This is a genomic window from Promicromonospora sp. NPDC060271, from assembly GCF_042726755.1.
In the GTDB taxonomy this organism is placed as follows: domain Bacteria; phylum Actinomycetota; class Actinomycetes; order Actinomycetales; family Cellulomonadaceae; genus Promicromonospora.
Map to the genome: position 1 here is coordinate 1 of NZ_JBHXBG010000011.1, position 13,291 is coordinate 13,291.

10 protein-coding genes are annotated in these 13,291 nt (G+C 72.6%); 9 read left to right on the forward strand and 1 reads right to left on the reverse strand.

Features of this window, described 5'->3' with window-relative positions; translation table 11 throughout:
- The 6 genes from ACFWE2_RS03195 to ACFWE2_RS03220 all read left to right on the forward strand — a co-directional run.
- The coding region (locus tag ACFWE2_RS03195; protein WP_377222759.1) for a YesL family protein at window positions 1-792 on the forward strand (792 nt) is incomplete at its 5' end.
- The gene (locus tag ACFWE2_RS03200; RefSeq protein WP_377222760.1) at window positions 789-3,449 is read left to right on the forward strand and encodes a beta-galactosidase; all 2,661 of its coding nucleotides are present in this window, start codon (window positions 789-791) and stop codon (window positions 3,447-3,449) included. The genes ACFWE2_RS03195 and ACFWE2_RS03200, both read left to right, overlap by 4 nt.
- Window positions 3,450-3,783: 334 nt before the next feature.
- Window positions 3,784-4,599 (forward strand): ABC transporter ATP-binding protein, encoded by an 816-nt coding sequence (locus ACFWE2_RS03205; RefSeq protein WP_377222761.1) that lies wholly within the window; start codon window positions 3,784-3,786, stop codon window positions 4,597-4,599.
- Window positions 4,596-5,357: an ABC transporter permease gene (locus tag ACFWE2_RS03210; RefSeq protein WP_377222762.1), complete on the forward strand. Its 762-nt coding sequence runs from the start codon at window positions 4,596-4,598 to the stop codon at window positions 5,355-5,357. Before ACFWE2_RS03205 ends, ACFWE2_RS03210 begins: the two co-directional genes overlap by 4 nt.
- A 15-nt stretch (window positions 5,358-5,372) precedes the next feature.
- A complete protein-coding gene (locus ACFWE2_RS03215; protein ID WP_377222763.1) occupies window positions 5,373-6,143 on the forward strand; it encodes a MerR family transcriptional regulator in 771 nt (256 codons plus the stop codon).
- Window positions 6,144-6,162: 19 nt separating this feature from the next.
- Window positions 6,163-9,357: a BTAD domain-containing putative transcriptional regulator gene (locus ACFWE2_RS03220; protein ID WP_377222764.1), complete on the forward strand. Its 3,195-nt coding sequence runs from the start codon at window positions 6,163-6,165 to the stop codon at window positions 9,355-9,357.
- A 35-nt stretch (window positions 9,358-9,392) separates the two neighbouring features.
- Here ACFWE2_RS03220 and ACFWE2_RS03225 read toward each other — a convergent pair whose 3' ends face one another.
- Window positions 9,393-10,202 (reverse strand): type II CAAX prenyl endopeptidase Rce1 family protein, encoded by an 810-nt coding sequence (locus ACFWE2_RS03225; RefSeq protein ID WP_377222765.1) that lies wholly within the window; start codon window positions 10,200-10,202, stop codon window positions 9,393-9,395.
- Between the two features lie 115 nt (window positions 10,203-10,317).
- On the opposite strand from ACFWE2_RS03225, the gene ACFWE2_RS03230 reads away from it, so the two are divergent.
- The 3 genes from ACFWE2_RS03230 to ACFWE2_RS03240 are packed head-to-tail and all read left to right on the forward strand — an operon-like array spanning window position 10,318 to window position 13,291.
- A complete protein-coding gene (locus tag ACFWE2_RS03230) occupies window positions 10,318-11,442 on the forward strand; it encodes a FecCD family ABC transporter permease (protein ID WP_377222766.1) in 1,125 nt (374 codons plus the stop codon).
- Between the two features lie 8 nt (window positions 11,443-11,450).
- Window positions 11,451-12,281 (forward strand): ABC transporter ATP-binding protein, encoded by an 831-nt coding sequence (locus tag ACFWE2_RS03235; protein WP_377222767.1) that lies wholly within the window; start codon window positions 11,451-11,453, stop codon window positions 12,279-12,281.
- Window positions 12,278-13,291 carry an ABC transporter substrate-binding protein gene (locus ACFWE2_RS03240; protein WP_377222768.1) on the forward strand — a complete coding sequence of 338 codons (1,014 nt, stop codon included), beginning with the start codon at window positions 12,278-12,280 and terminating at the stop codon, window positions 13,289-13,291. The genes ACFWE2_RS03235 and ACFWE2_RS03240 overlap by 4 nt, the downstream gene beginning before the upstream one ends.

Genomic DNA, 13,291 nt, shown 5'->3' on the forward strand with positions numbered 1-13,291 from the left:
GACCCAGGTCTCGACGCCCTCGACCACCGGAAGGACCACCGGCGGACCACCGACACCCGCACGACGCGCAGACGGACGTCACGAGAGACAGGCAGGGCGATCGTGAGCAAGATCTTCCACCCGGACTCACCGCTCCTGCGGTTCCTGGACAAGGTCGCGGACGTGATGATCCTCAACCTCGTCTTCATCGCGACGGCGCTCCCCGTGGTCACGCTCGGCGCCGCGCTCACCGCCCTGAACTACACCGCCATGAAGATCGTGTCCGGCGAGAGCACGTCGGTGGCGGGTGACTACCTCAGGTCGTTCCGGACGAACTTCAAGCAGGCGACCCTCCTGGGGCTCGCCGTAGTCGGCCTCGCCCTGGTCCTCGCGGCCTGGTACGTGGTCGTCGACAACCTCGACGTCCCGTTCGTCGTGCGGATCGTCCTGCTGGTGGTGCTCTACCTCGTCGCGTTCCGGTTCGTGCTGGCGACCCTGTACGTCTTCCCCTACAACGCGAGGTTCGAGAACACCGTCCTGGAGGTGCTGAACAACTCGCGTCTGATGTCGCTCCGGCACCTCTTCGGCTCCCTGGCCGTCGCCGCGGTCACCGCGCTTCCCGTCGTCGTCACCGTCTTCTACCCGGCGGTGGCGGTGTACGGGCTGCTCTGGTTCCTCATCGGGTTCGCGGGGGTCGCCGTCGTGAACGCGGTCCTGTTCACGAGGATCTTCAGCACGTACATCACCGAGCCCAGCACCGGGTCCAGCACCGGACCCACCATCGAACCCCCAGAGAGCGAAGGTACGAGATGACGACGCAGACGGACACGCCCGCGCAGCGGGGTGCGGTCGGGCTGCGCCCCTCCGGGCTCGTGCTCGACGGCGCGGAGCAGGTGCACCTGTGTGCCTCGTTGTTCTACTTCAGGGTGCCGCGCGAGGCCTGGGCGGACCGCCTGGCCAAGGTGGCGGCGTCCGGCTACACGCTCGTGGACGTCTACGTCCCGTGGAACTTCCACGAGACCGCGCCCGGCAGGTGGGACTTCACCGGACGTCGCGACGTCGGCGAGTTCCTCGACCTGGCCCGCGACGCCGGGCTCGGCGTCATCGCGCGGCCCGGACCGTACATCTGCTCCGAGTGGGACGGCGGCGCGCTGCCCGCGTGGCTGACCCTCGAGGACGGCCTGGCGCTGCGGCAGGCCGAGCCGCGCTACCTGCGGCACGTCGAGGCCTGGTTCGACCAGGTGATGCCGCTGCTCGCGGCCCGGCAGCGCGACCGGGGCGGCGCCGTCGTCGCGATCCAGGTGGAGAACGAGCTCGACTTCTTCGACACCGCCGACCGGCCCGAGTACCTGGCCCGGCTGCACGGCCTGACGCTCGGCCACGGCATCACCGTGCCCGTCGTCGCCTGTGCCGGACAGGGCGACCTCGCGGGAGCCACCGGGGGAGTCGACGGCATCACGCCCGCGTTCAACTTCTACCCGGACGACCGCTCGCCGTTCGTCGAGGCCGAGGCGCGGCAGTACGCCGACCTCGTCGCGGGCCGCGGCGAGCCGCTGCTGGTCATGGAGACCAACCGCAGGCACGCGACGCTGCGCCGGCTGCTGGTCAGCGGCGCGAAGGTCATCGCGCCCTACCTCCAGGCCTCCGGTTTCGACTTCGGCTACACGCCCTCGGTGGGCAACTGGGGCGACCCGGGTGGGTTCATGTCCCACGACTACGACTTCGGCGGGTACCTCGACCCGGTCGGCGCGCCCCGCCCCGAGATGGCCGAGGCCCGCGTCCTCGCGCGCGTGCTGCGCACCCTCGGGCCCGCGCTCGCGCGGTCGACCACGGCGTCCGCCGACGGCGCCTTCCGCGTCGACGTCGCCACCAGCGCCTCGCCGTCCAGGCTGGTGCTCGACGGCGGGGGTGAGCTGACCGGCATCCCCAACCTGACCGACGACGCCGGGACCGCCGCGTTCCCGGCGTGGTTCGGCGGACCGGAGGTGGTGGTGCCGCTGCCCGCCGCGTCGTGCCTGCTGGTGCTGCGGGACCTGCCGCTGGACCGGTTCGGGCTGCCCGGGACCCTGCGTCTGGCGACCGCCGACCTCGTCGGCGCGGGCCCGGACGGGATAGAGCTGGCGACGGCGGGTGCGAGCGTCGTCGTGCTGGAGGTCTCGGGCGGGCGGCCGGTGCTGGTCGAGCTGGACGCACCCGCGCCCGCCGCTCCGGTCCGGGCGCGGATCGAGGCAGAGACCGACGGCGTGGCGTGGGCGGTCGTCGTGCGCCACCCCGTGGACGTGGACGGCAACGTGGATGCGGACGTGGACGCGCCGTCGGACGACGGAGCCGCCGCGGCGTCGGACGGCAAGGCCGCCGCGGCGGAGGCGACGGCCGAGCACCCGCCGCTCACGGCCCTGACCGGGCTCGGCCTCGCCGCCCGCACCGGACGCACCACGCGGTACGAGGACGCGCCGTCGTCGGAGGACGTGGGCGTTTACCGGGGGCGTACGCACTACTCGACAGGCCTCGACGGCGCGGACGAGCTGCTGGTCGAGGGCGCGTCGGACATCGTCGACCTCGCGCTCGACGGGGTGGCGCTGCCCACCGTCGCGGGCTTCGGGGCCACCTTCCTGCTGCCGGTGGCCGGGGCGGGACGCCTCGACGCGACGGTCGAGACCTGGGGGCACGCGAACTTCGACGACGTCCGCCTCCCGGCGCTGCGGCTGGGATCGCTGCGCGGGCTCGGCAGGGTGTGGTCCGTGGTCGGCCGGTCCGACGTGTCCGCGCTGTGGCGGGTCAGCGCCACGGGCGGCTGGCCGGGCGAGCCGGCGCCGCTGCGCACGCTCGGCGGGTGGAGCAGCACCCGGGTCGGGGAGCCGACGACCTACTCGCGCGACCTCGATGTCGACGGTGCGCACCACCACGCGTTGCGCCTGGCCGGGGTCGCGGGTTCGGTCCAGGTGACCGTGGACGGCGTGACGCACACCGTGACGGAGGACGATCCCTGGCTGCACCTGGTCCCCGGTGCGGGAAGCGCGGTAGCGATCACCGTGCCGCACCGGCCGGGAGCCGGACTGGCCGCCGAGCTGTTCCGGCTGGAGCCGGTCACCGGCTGGGACGTGGAGGCCCAGCCCGACGAGGCGATCCTCGACCTGTCACGTGCCGACGCCGCTGGAGAGACGGTCGCGCTGCCGCTGGAGCTCGCACCCGGCGAGGAGCGATGGCTCGAGGCGGCGGTGCCGCCGGGCGGGCTCTCGCTCGGGTTCGAGGGCACCCAGGTGCGGGTCAGTGCGTTCGCCGGCGGGGAGCTGCTGGGCCGGGTGTGGCTCGACGACCCCGCCCGGCCGCGGTTCACGGGCGGCGACGCCGGCCGGCTGTGGCTGCCTTCCGCGTGGAACGACGGGACGGTCCGGCTCCTGGTCCGTGGCACGCGCGGGGTCGAGGCCCCGCTGCTCGGGGGAGTGCGCCTCACCGCGACCCCAGGTTGAGCGCGGTGTACCGCCGAGCCGGAGGGCCTGGTCCGCGAGGCCGGGCACGCCTGCCCCCGGTCCGGCACCGGCCGGACACCCCGGCGGCAAGGTAGACCCGGTGGGAGGGTGCCAGGTTTCCTGATCTGTGTTCGCCTCAGCCCTGCCAGGTTCAGACAGGCTGAACAATTCAGCCCAGCCCGCATATCCGGTGCTCAGCCGGATACGGTTCAGCCCAGCCGGCACCCACCACCTGGGTAGGCCTTGCCCGCCGCGCCCGCAGCCCGCCGTGCCCGCATGCGGGGTTGACCCTGACGCAGGGTCAACCCCGCATCCTCATCGCATGAACAGTCGCATGAACACACGAACGGACATCGGAACGAGTCCCGGAGCCGGCGCGGGGGCACCCGCGATCCGCGTGCGCGGGCTGCAGAAGTCGTACAAGGACCTGCAGGTGCTCAAGGGCGTCGACCTCGAGGTCGCGCGCGGCAGCATCTTCGCCCTGCTCGGCTCCAACGGCGCGGGCAAGACCACGGCCATCAAGATCCTGTCCACCCTGCTCAAGGCCGACGGCGGCACCGCGAGCGTGCACGGGTACGACGTCGCCACACAGGCCGCCGAGGTGCGCGAGTCGATCAGCCTGACCGGTCAGTTCGCCGCCGTCGACGAGATCCTCACCGGCCGGGAGAACCTCGTCCTGGTCGCCAGGCTGCGCCACATCGCAGATCCGGGGAAGATCGCCGACGACCTGCTCGCCCGCTTCTCCCTGACCGAGGCCGGCAGCCGCAGGGCCGCCACCTACTCCGGCGGCATGCGCCGCCGCCTCGACATCGCGATGAGCCTGATCGGCGACCCGTCGGTCATCTTCCTCGACGAGCCGACGACGGGCCTCGACCCCGAGGCCCGCGTCGAGGTGTGGCGCACCGTCAAGAGGCTGGCCGACGGCGGAACGACGGTCCTGCTCACGACCCAGCACCTCGACGAGGCCGAGCAGCTCGCCGACCGGATAGCGATCCTGCACCAGGGCCGCATCATCGTCGACGGCACCCTCGCCGAGCTCAAGGCGCTGCTGCCGCCCGCCGAGGTCGAGTACGTCGAGAAGCAGCCAACCCTCGAGGACGTCTTCTTCGCCATAGTCGGCGGCGACAAGAGCAGCGAGGACCAGCGATGACCAACCACTTCCTCAGCGACACCCGCGCCCTGACCGGACGCTCCCTCACCCACATCACGCGCAGCATGGACACGATCATCACCACCGCCGTCACCCCGATCGCGATGATGCTGATGTTCGTCTACGTCTTCGGCGGCGCGATCGAGACCGGCACGGACAACTACGTCGACTACCTGTTGCCCGGCATCCTGCTGATCACCGTCGCCTCCGGTATCGCCTACACCGCGTTCCGGCTGTTCATGGACATGCAGGGCGGCATCTTCGAGCGGTTCCAGTCCATGCCCATCGCCCGGTCGTCGGTCCTGTGGGCGCACGTGCTCACGTCGCTGGTCGCGAACCTCGTCTCGATCGCCGTCGTCGTGCTGGTCGCTCTCCTGATGGGCTTCCGCTCCGGCGCGGGCCTTCCGGCCTGGCTGGCCGTTGCAGGCATCCTTGTCCTCTTCACGCTCGCGCTGACCTGGCTCGCGGTCATCCCCGGGCTCACCGCGAAGTCCGTCGACGGCGCGAGCGCGTTCTCGTACCCGCTGATCTTCCTGCCGTTCCTCAGCTCGGCCTTCGTGCCGACCGAGACCATGCCCGGTCCGCTGCGCTGGTTCGCCGAGAACCAGCCGGTCACCTCGATCGTCGACACGATCCGTGCCCTCCTGGCCCAGCAGCCGGTCGGCACCGACATCTGGGTCGCGCTGGGCTGGTGCGTCGGCATCCTCGTGGTCACGTACTTCTTCGCGATGGCCGCCTACCGCCGCAAGATCTCGTAGGGCACGCTGAACAGCATGCTGACGATCGGCCAGGTGGCGTCGTACGCCGGGGTGACGGTGCGCGCGGTGCGGCACTATCACCAGATCGGGCTGCTTCCGGAGCCGGAGCGGGACCGCTCCGGCTACCGGTCGTACGACGCCGCCACGCTGGTCCGGCTGATCCGCATCCGCACCCTCGCCGAGGCCGGCGTACCCCTGGCGAGGGTGCAGATGCTGCTGGACGCCACCCCCGAGGAGTTCGCCCGCGCCGTCGAGGAGATCGACCGGGGGCTGCGCGCCGAGATGCGGCGGCTGCGGGAGAACCGCAGGCGGATCGCGAGGCTGGCGGCGGGAGAGAGCCTGGCGCTCCCGCAGAGCGTCCTCGACTATCTCGACCGGCTGCGTGGCCTCGGGGTCGACGAGCAGTACATAGTGCTCGAGCGGGACGCCTGGATCATGATGGCCGCCCGCATACCGGACGAGATCGACGCCGTGATGGCCATGAAGCACAGGGAGCTGGACGACCCCGACGCGGTGCGGCTCTACACGCTGATCACCGAGGCCCTCCACTGGCCGGCCGACGACTCCCGGATCGTCGAGATCGTCGACGTCATGGAGCGGCTCGCCCGCCGGGCCGTTGAGGCCGGCGAGGTGGTCGGGTCCGACGACGACGGCCTCGACCAGCCGTTCGTGGACCTGCTGGACGCGCTGCCGGCCGAGTCACCGGGCGGCAGGCGGATCATCGAGCTCCTGGAGGAGCGTGGTTGGAAGGGCTGGACGCGGATCGAACGGGTGCCGCCGAGGTAGCCCGTGGCAGAATCGCCCGGTGCAGATCGGGATGATCGGGCCGCTCGAGCTCCGGCTGGACGACGGCGTCCTCGCCGATGTGCCGGGCTCGCGGCTGCGGGCGCTGCTTGTCGCCCTTGCGCTCGACGCCGGCCGCACGGTCCACAAGGCGACGCTCGTCGACTGGATCTGGGGCGAGCAGCCGCCGTCCGACGCGACGAACGCCCTGCAGCGCCTGGTCTCCCGGCTGCGGAAGGTGCTGCCGGACGGCTCGGTCGAGGGGCAGCCGAGCGGCTACCGCCTGCTGGTGGAGCCCGACGCCGTCGACGCGCTGCGGTTCGAGCGGCTCGTGGACACCGCGCGCGCCGCCGACGGTCCACGGCGGGTGCAGCTCTTGCGCGAGGCGCTGCGGCTGTGGCGCGGGAAGGCCATGCAGGACGTCGGCCTGGAGGGCAGCGCGGCGTTCGACGCGGCGGTCACCCGGCTCGAAGGGCTGCACCTGACGGCCAGGGAGGACCGGTTCGACGCGGAGATCGCCCTCGGCCACGGCGCCGACCTGGTCCCGGAGCTGACGGACCTGGTCGCAGCCCACCCGCTGCGCGAACGGCTCGTCGCCGCCCTGATGCGGGGGCTCGCCGCCGCCGGCCGCGACACGGACGCGCTGCTCGTCTACGAGCGCACGCGAGCGGCCCTCGCCGACGGGCTCGGCGTCGACCCCTCGCCGGAGCTGTCCGGGCTCCACGTCGCGTTGCTGCGCGGCGAGGTCGGACGGCGGGACGAGCGTCCCAAGACCAACCTTCGCGCCGAGCTGACCAGCTACGTCGGCAAGGACGCCGATGTCGCGGCGGTCCGCGCCATGGTCGGCGAGCACCGGCTGACCACGCTGACCGGGCCGGGCGGTGCGGGGAAGACCAGGCTCGCCACGGAGGCCGCCCGCACGCTGGTCGACGACCTGCCGGACGGCGTCTGGCTGGTGGAGCTTGCGGTCATCGGCATCGACGGCGACGTCGCGCAGGCGGCGCTCGCCGCCCTCGGCCTGCGGGACACGCTGCTCGGCGAGGCGACGGAGACGGAACCGGCCGAACGGCTCGTCGCCGCGCTCCGCGAGCGGGAGATGGTCCTGGTCCTGGACAACTGCGAGCACGTGGTCGAGCAGGCGGCGGCGTTCGCCCACCGCCTCCTCGGCGAGTGCCGGCGGCTGCGGATCCTGGCGACGAGCAGGGAGCCGCTCGGCATCACCGGTGAGGCACTGTGGCCGGTCCTGCCGCTCGGCCTGCCGTCGCCGGACGCCGACCTCGACGAGGTCGCCGCGGCGCCGGCCGTCCGCCTGCTGCGGGAACGAGCGAGCGCCGCGCGCCAGGACCTCGCTGCCGACGCGTCCACGCTGTCGACGATGGCCCGCATCTGCCGGGCCCTGGACGGGATGCCGCTGGCGATCGAGCTGGCGGCGACCCGGCTGCGCACCCTGTCCGTCGAGCAGCTGGCAGACCGGCTCGATGACCGGTTCCGGCTGCTGACGGGCGGCAGCCGCACCGCGCTGCCGCGCCACCGGACGCTTCGCGCGATGGTCGACTGGAGCTGGGAGCTGCTGACGGACGCCGAGCGGACGGTCCTGCGCAGGCTGTCGGTCTTCGCCGGCGGGGCGAGCCTGGACGCGGCCGAACGGGTCTGCGCCGACATCGCCGAACAGGGGGAGGTGCTGGATCTGCTCACCGCGCTGACCGAGAAGTCGCTGCTGGTCGCCGACGCCGATGCCGGCGGCAGCCCGCGCTACCGGATGCTCGGCACCATCAAGGAGTACGCCGCCGGGCGTCTGGCGGAGGCGGGGGAGGCCGACCTGGCCCGCCGGACGCACCTCGCCTGTTTCACGGAGCTCGCCGAGGCCGCCGAGCCGCGCCTTCGCCGGGCCGAACAGCTGACCTGGCTTGCCACGCTCGCCGCAGAACACGACAACATCAGCGCCGCGATGCGCGGTGCGCTCGCGGCCGGTGACGCGCCCGCCGCGATGCGCCTCGCGGCCGGCGCCGGCTGGTACTGGTGGCTCGGCGGGCACAAGACCGAGGGCCTGGAGCTGATCACCGCTGCCGCCGAGCTGCTCGGCACCGGCACCGGCGCCGGCGCCGTCGAGGGGGCAGTCGAGCGTGAGGGAACGGTCGAGCGCGAGGTCGGCGACGAGACCCGGGCCGCCGTGTACGCGCTCATCGTGATGTTCGCCAGCTCCGGGCGGGCCGCGGACGAGCGTCAGGCGGCGGACTGGATCCACCGGGCGTACGAGCTCAGCCGGCGCGAGGGGCCCCACAGCCCGCTGCTCGGGCTGGTCGGACCCCTGGAGCACATGCTCCAGGGGTCCGATCCCCTGCGCGCGTGGGAGTCCGTGCTGGACAACGAGGACCCCTGGGCGCGCGCCCTGGCCAGGCTGCAGCTCGGCAAGATGCGGGTCATGCTCGGCCACGCCGGGCGGGACGCCGACGCGCACCTCGAGCGGGCGCTGACCGAGTTCCGGGCGCTGGGGGAGCGGTTCGGGATCTCCTTCGCCCTGACGGAGCTCGCGGATCGCATCACCACCCGCGGGGAGTTCGCTACGGCGGCCGAGTACTACGAGCAGGCGACGGCGGCCGTGGCCGAGGTCGGGGCGGTCGAGGACGTCATCCGGATGCGGTCGCAGCAGGCACGGCTGTACTGGCTGCTCGGCGACGGGGACGCGAGTTCGACCACGATGGCGGAGGCGGACCGGCTCGTGGAGCGGGTCACGTGGCCGGACGCGCTGGCGGAGGTGGCGCTGGCGAAGGCTGAGCTCGCGCGCTGGGGCGGCGACGCCGAGGAGGCCCGCCGGCAGCTCGGCCTCGCGACGACCTCGCTGGGCGACAAGGCGGCGAACATCGACTCGGTGCTGCACCACCAGCTCGGCTACCTCGCCGACGATCTCGACGAGGTGCGTGAGCACCGCGCCGCGGCCTGCCGGGCGGCGGCCGAAGCGGGGTACGCGCCCATGATCGCGCAGGTGCTCGTCGGGGTCGCGGACCTGGCGCTGCGCAGCGACCGGCACGAGCAGGCCGCGCGGCTGCTCGCGGCGAGCACCGGCGTGCGCGGGCTGGCCGACCGTTCCGACCCTGACCTGGCCCGGATCGAGGAGGCAACGCGGAGCCGCCTCGGCGACGCCGGGTTCGCCGAGGCGGCTGCGGAGGGCACGGGGACGAGCTGGGATCAGCTTGTCGCGGTCACGCTCGCCTCGTGAGGGTGGACGGCGCCCCGGCCCGCAGCGGGTGCCGGCTACATGAGACCCATCGACAGGGCGACGAGGCCGCCGGTGGTCGCGAGGAGCGCCGACCCGGGGTGCATCCAGATCGATGCCCGGATGTCGTGCTTGCGCCAGACGAACCAGACCCCGGGAAGCAGGAAGACGATCTTTGACAGGACGGTCCAGGGCGCCCAGAAGTGGTACACCGAGAACAGGACCGTGTTGAACAGCGGCGCCCACCTGCCGAGCTGGGGCAGGCGGGGCAGCAGGAACCCGCGGAAGTAGTACTCCTCGATGAGCGGCAGCGTGAAGCCGGTGAACGGGAGGCAGATCGCCAGGGTGGTGATCAGCAGCTGCTGGGAGTACCCGTCGAGGTAGGTGGTGGCGGAGGCGCCGGCGCCGTCGTACTGGATCCACGTGAAGGCCGCGTCGTAGACGACGTTGTCCAACGGGACGAGCGAGAACGACACCACGGTCATGTAGATCAGGAGGCCGATGCCGATCAGGGTGATCTTGCCGCGCGAGAACGGCTTGTCCAGGTAGTGCAGCACCCCGCGCAGCGAGTAGCGGCCCGTGCGCCGACGGCCAAGCCACAGCAGGCCGAAGTGGACCGGGAAGAGCACGACGGTCAGGGCGATGGCCCAGGCGAGGAAGGGCGGGTAGCCGATCGCCCGGGTGAACGGTGCGGCGATGAAGGCGTAGACGGCGACGATCAGCGCGCCGGGGACGAGGTGGAGCGCGATCGACAGCGGCACGGAGTGCCGGTCTGCGAGCAGCCGCTCGACCAGTCGGTTGGTTGGTGTGCGTTCCGCCTCGGCGGTGAAGCTCTGTGTGTTGTCCATGCCGGAGATGTTTGCCCGACCCGCGGACACGGCCCTGACACGGCGCTGACACGGCTGCCGTCACCGCCCCTGAGCCGAAGTTGAAATCGATAATGGTTATCACTACTGTCGCGGCGTGACGACACGCGCACCCGCCTCCGTGGCGCCGGCCTCGGGCAGCCCGCCAGGTGCCGCGTACTCGCTCCGACGTCGCCTCGACCGGCGGACCGGCTGGTCCTGCGCGGTCCTCGCCGTCGCGCTGCTGACCCTCGTGGTCGTCTCCGGCTCGGTCGGCTCGGTGGACGTGAGCCTGACCGAGGCGGCCCAGATCACCACCGGACACCTGCTCCCCGGCATGCCGTGGATGTCCGACGGAACCCTGACCCCGCTGCAGGACCAGGCCGTATGGCAGTTCCGGCTGCCGCGGACGCTGCTGGCGGGGCTGGCCGGCGCGGGCCTGGCGCTCGCCGGTGCCCTGATGCAGGTCACCGTCCGCAACCCGCTGGCAGAGCCGTACATCCTCGGGGTGTCCTCTGGTGCCAGCGTGGGTGCCGTACTCGTGATCGTCTTCGGCACGGGCGTGCTGGGCGGGCTCTCGCTGAACGTCGCGGCGTTCGTCGGCGCGCTGGCGGCGTGCGCCTGCGTGGCGGTCATGGCGCGCAAGGGCGGCGAGCTGTTGCCGACCCGGATGATCCTCGCGGGCGTGGCCCTCGGCACGCTGTTCAGTGCGGTGACGAGCTACCTGACGATCTCGACGGACGCGCAGAACGTCGTCAGCATCATGTTCTTCCTGCTGGGCAGCGTGTCGGCGGCGACGATGCAGAGCCTGATCGGGCCGGCCGTCGCCCTCGTGGTCGCCTGGCTCCTCGCCGCCGGGACGGCACGCTCGCTCAACGCCCTGATGACGGGCGACGAGTCGGCGACGTCGCTGGGCGTGGACGCGACCCGGCTGCGCGGGCTGCTCCTCGTCGTGGCCTCGCTGCTGACGGGCACCGTCGTATCGGTGGCGGGCGGCATCGGCTTCGTCGGCCTCGTGATCCCGCACGTCGCACGCATCGTGGTGGGCGCGGACCACCGGCGGATGCTGCCGGTCACCGTGCTGGCGGGCGCGGTGTTCCTGATGATCGCGGACCTCCTGGCGCGCACGGTGGCGATGCCCACCGAGATCCCGCTCGGCATCCTGACGGCCTTCGTCGGGGCGCCGTTCTTTCTCTGGCTGATGCGCCGTGACGGCGCCGACCGAGCGGGGTTCGGGCGGTGAAGGCAGAGATGAGGGTCGAGTTCGACGACGTCACGGTGGTGCTCGGCGGGACCGAGGTGGTGCACGGCGCCTCGCTGACCGTCGAGCCAGGGACCGTGGTCGGCCTGGTCGGCCCCAACGGCAGCGGCAAGTCGTCGCTGCTCCGCACGCTCTACCGCGCCGTCCGGCCGAGCCGAGGCACCGTGCGGGTCGGCGGCGCCGACGTGCGCAGCCTCTCCGGGCGGCAGCACGCGCGGCAGGTCGCCGTGATGCTGCAGGACTCGCACACGGACTTCGACCTCAGCGTGCACGAGGTGGTGCTCCTCGGCCGGGCCCCGCACCACGCCTCCTTCGGGAGGGACACCGCCGAGGACCACCGGATCGCCGACGACGCCATGCGGCGCACCGGGATCGACGACCTCGCCGGGCGCATGGTGGGGACCCTGTCCGGCGGCCAGCGGCAGCGGGTCATGCTCGCACGCGCCCTGACGCAGCAGAGCCCGGTCCTCGTGCTCGACGAGCCGAGCAACCACCTCGACATCAGGCATCAGCTCGAGCTGATGAGCACGGTGCGCGGGCTCGGCCGCACGGTGATCGCCGCGCTCCACGACCTGAATCTCGCGGCGCAGTACTGCGACCGCGTGGTGGTGCTCGACGCCGGGACCGTCGTCGCCGACGGGCCACCGGCCACGACCTTCACCCCGGAGCTGATCCACGCCGTCTTCGGCGTCCGCGCGCGTCTGCTCGAGGACGGGCGCGACCGCGTCCTCGCGTTCCGGCAGCCCCACCCCGACTCCGCCGAGGACCGGGCCGCCCTGGTCCGAGGACCCGTCCACACCGAAAGCGAGATCTCGCCATGACCCGTCACCCCAGGCGCGCGGCCACCACCGGCGCCGTCGCCTCCCTTGCTGCCGCCACCCTGCTCCTGTCCGCCTGCGGGACCGGCGTCACCCCCGCGGCAGGGGACGCGGACAGCGCGGAACCGGTCACGGTGAGCAACTGCGGCCGGGACGTCGTGGTCGACGGCGCGCCGGAGGCCGTGGTGGGGATGCACCCCTCCCAGACCGAGCTGCTGCTGCGCCTGGGCCTGGCCGACCGCCTGGCCGGACAGGCCCAGGCCACCAAGCAGGCGCTGCCCGACGACGTCGCCTCCCTCGCCGCGGACGTCCCGGTGATCGGTGGCGACACACCGCCCGGCCGCGAGGACCTCCTGGCCGTGCAGCCCGACTTCGTCTACTCGCCGACCACCTACGAGTTCACCGCCGAGCAGGGCTTCGCGAGCATCGAGCAGCTCGAGGACGCCGGCGCCGCCGTCTACGTCGCGACCGGCGGATGCGCGGACCGCCGGATGACCGGCGAGGTCACCGACCTCTTCACCGACCTGGAGGACCTCGGCACGATCTTCGGCGTCGAGGACGCCGCCGCCGACCTGATCGCCGAGAGCCAGGCCGACCTGGACGAGATCGCCGCCGCCGTGGCGGACGTCGACAGGCTGCGGGTCGCGCAGGTGTACGTCGACGGGACCTCGCTCTCCGCGATCGGGGCCGGCGTCGAGTACGACATCCTGCGGCTGGCCGGGTCGGACAACGTCTACACACCCGACCAGCCCGCCTTCGCCGACTTCTTCGCCGCCGAGATCACCCCCGAGTCGCTGGCCGCCGAGGCACCCGAGGCACTCGTCTTCTCGGTGTCGGACGCCGAGCACGAGGCCGCGGCCCGCGAGTACCTCACCAGCACGTTCCCCGACATGCCAGCGGTGCGGGAGGACAGGCTGATCGCCATCTCGGCCGCCGACGTGTTCCCCGGCACGCTCGGTAACGTCGCGGCGGTCCGCCAGATCGCGGAGGCGCTCTACCCCCAGGAGCTCTGA

Coding starts and splice junctions, on each gene's coding strand:
- ACFWE2_RS03200 (WP_377222760.1), top strand. CDS start 789: ATGACGACGCAGACGGACACGCCCGCGCAGCGGGGTGCGGTCGGGCTG.
- ACFWE2_RS03205 (WP_377222761.1), top strand. CDS start 3,784: ATGAACACACGAACGGACATCGGAACGAGTCCCGGAGCCGGCGCGGGG.
- ACFWE2_RS03210 (WP_377222762.1), top strand. CDS start 4,596: ATGACCAACCACTTCCTCAGCGACACCCGCGCCCTGACCGGACGCTCC.
- ACFWE2_RS03215 (WP_377222763.1), top strand. CDS start 5,373: ATGCTGACGATCGGCCAGGTGGCGTCGTACGCCGGGGTGACGGTGCGC.
- ACFWE2_RS03225 (WP_377222765.1), bottom strand. CDS start 10,202: ATGGACAACACACAGAGCTTCACCGCCGAGGCGGAACGCACACCAACC.
- ACFWE2_RS03235 (WP_377222767.1), top strand. CDS start 11,451: ATGAGGGTCGAGTTCGACGACGTCACGGTGGTGCTCGGCGGGACCGAG.
- ACFWE2_RS03240 (WP_377222768.1), top strand. CDS start 12,278: ATGACCCGTCACCCCAGGCGCGCGGCCACCACCGGCGCCGTCGCCTCC.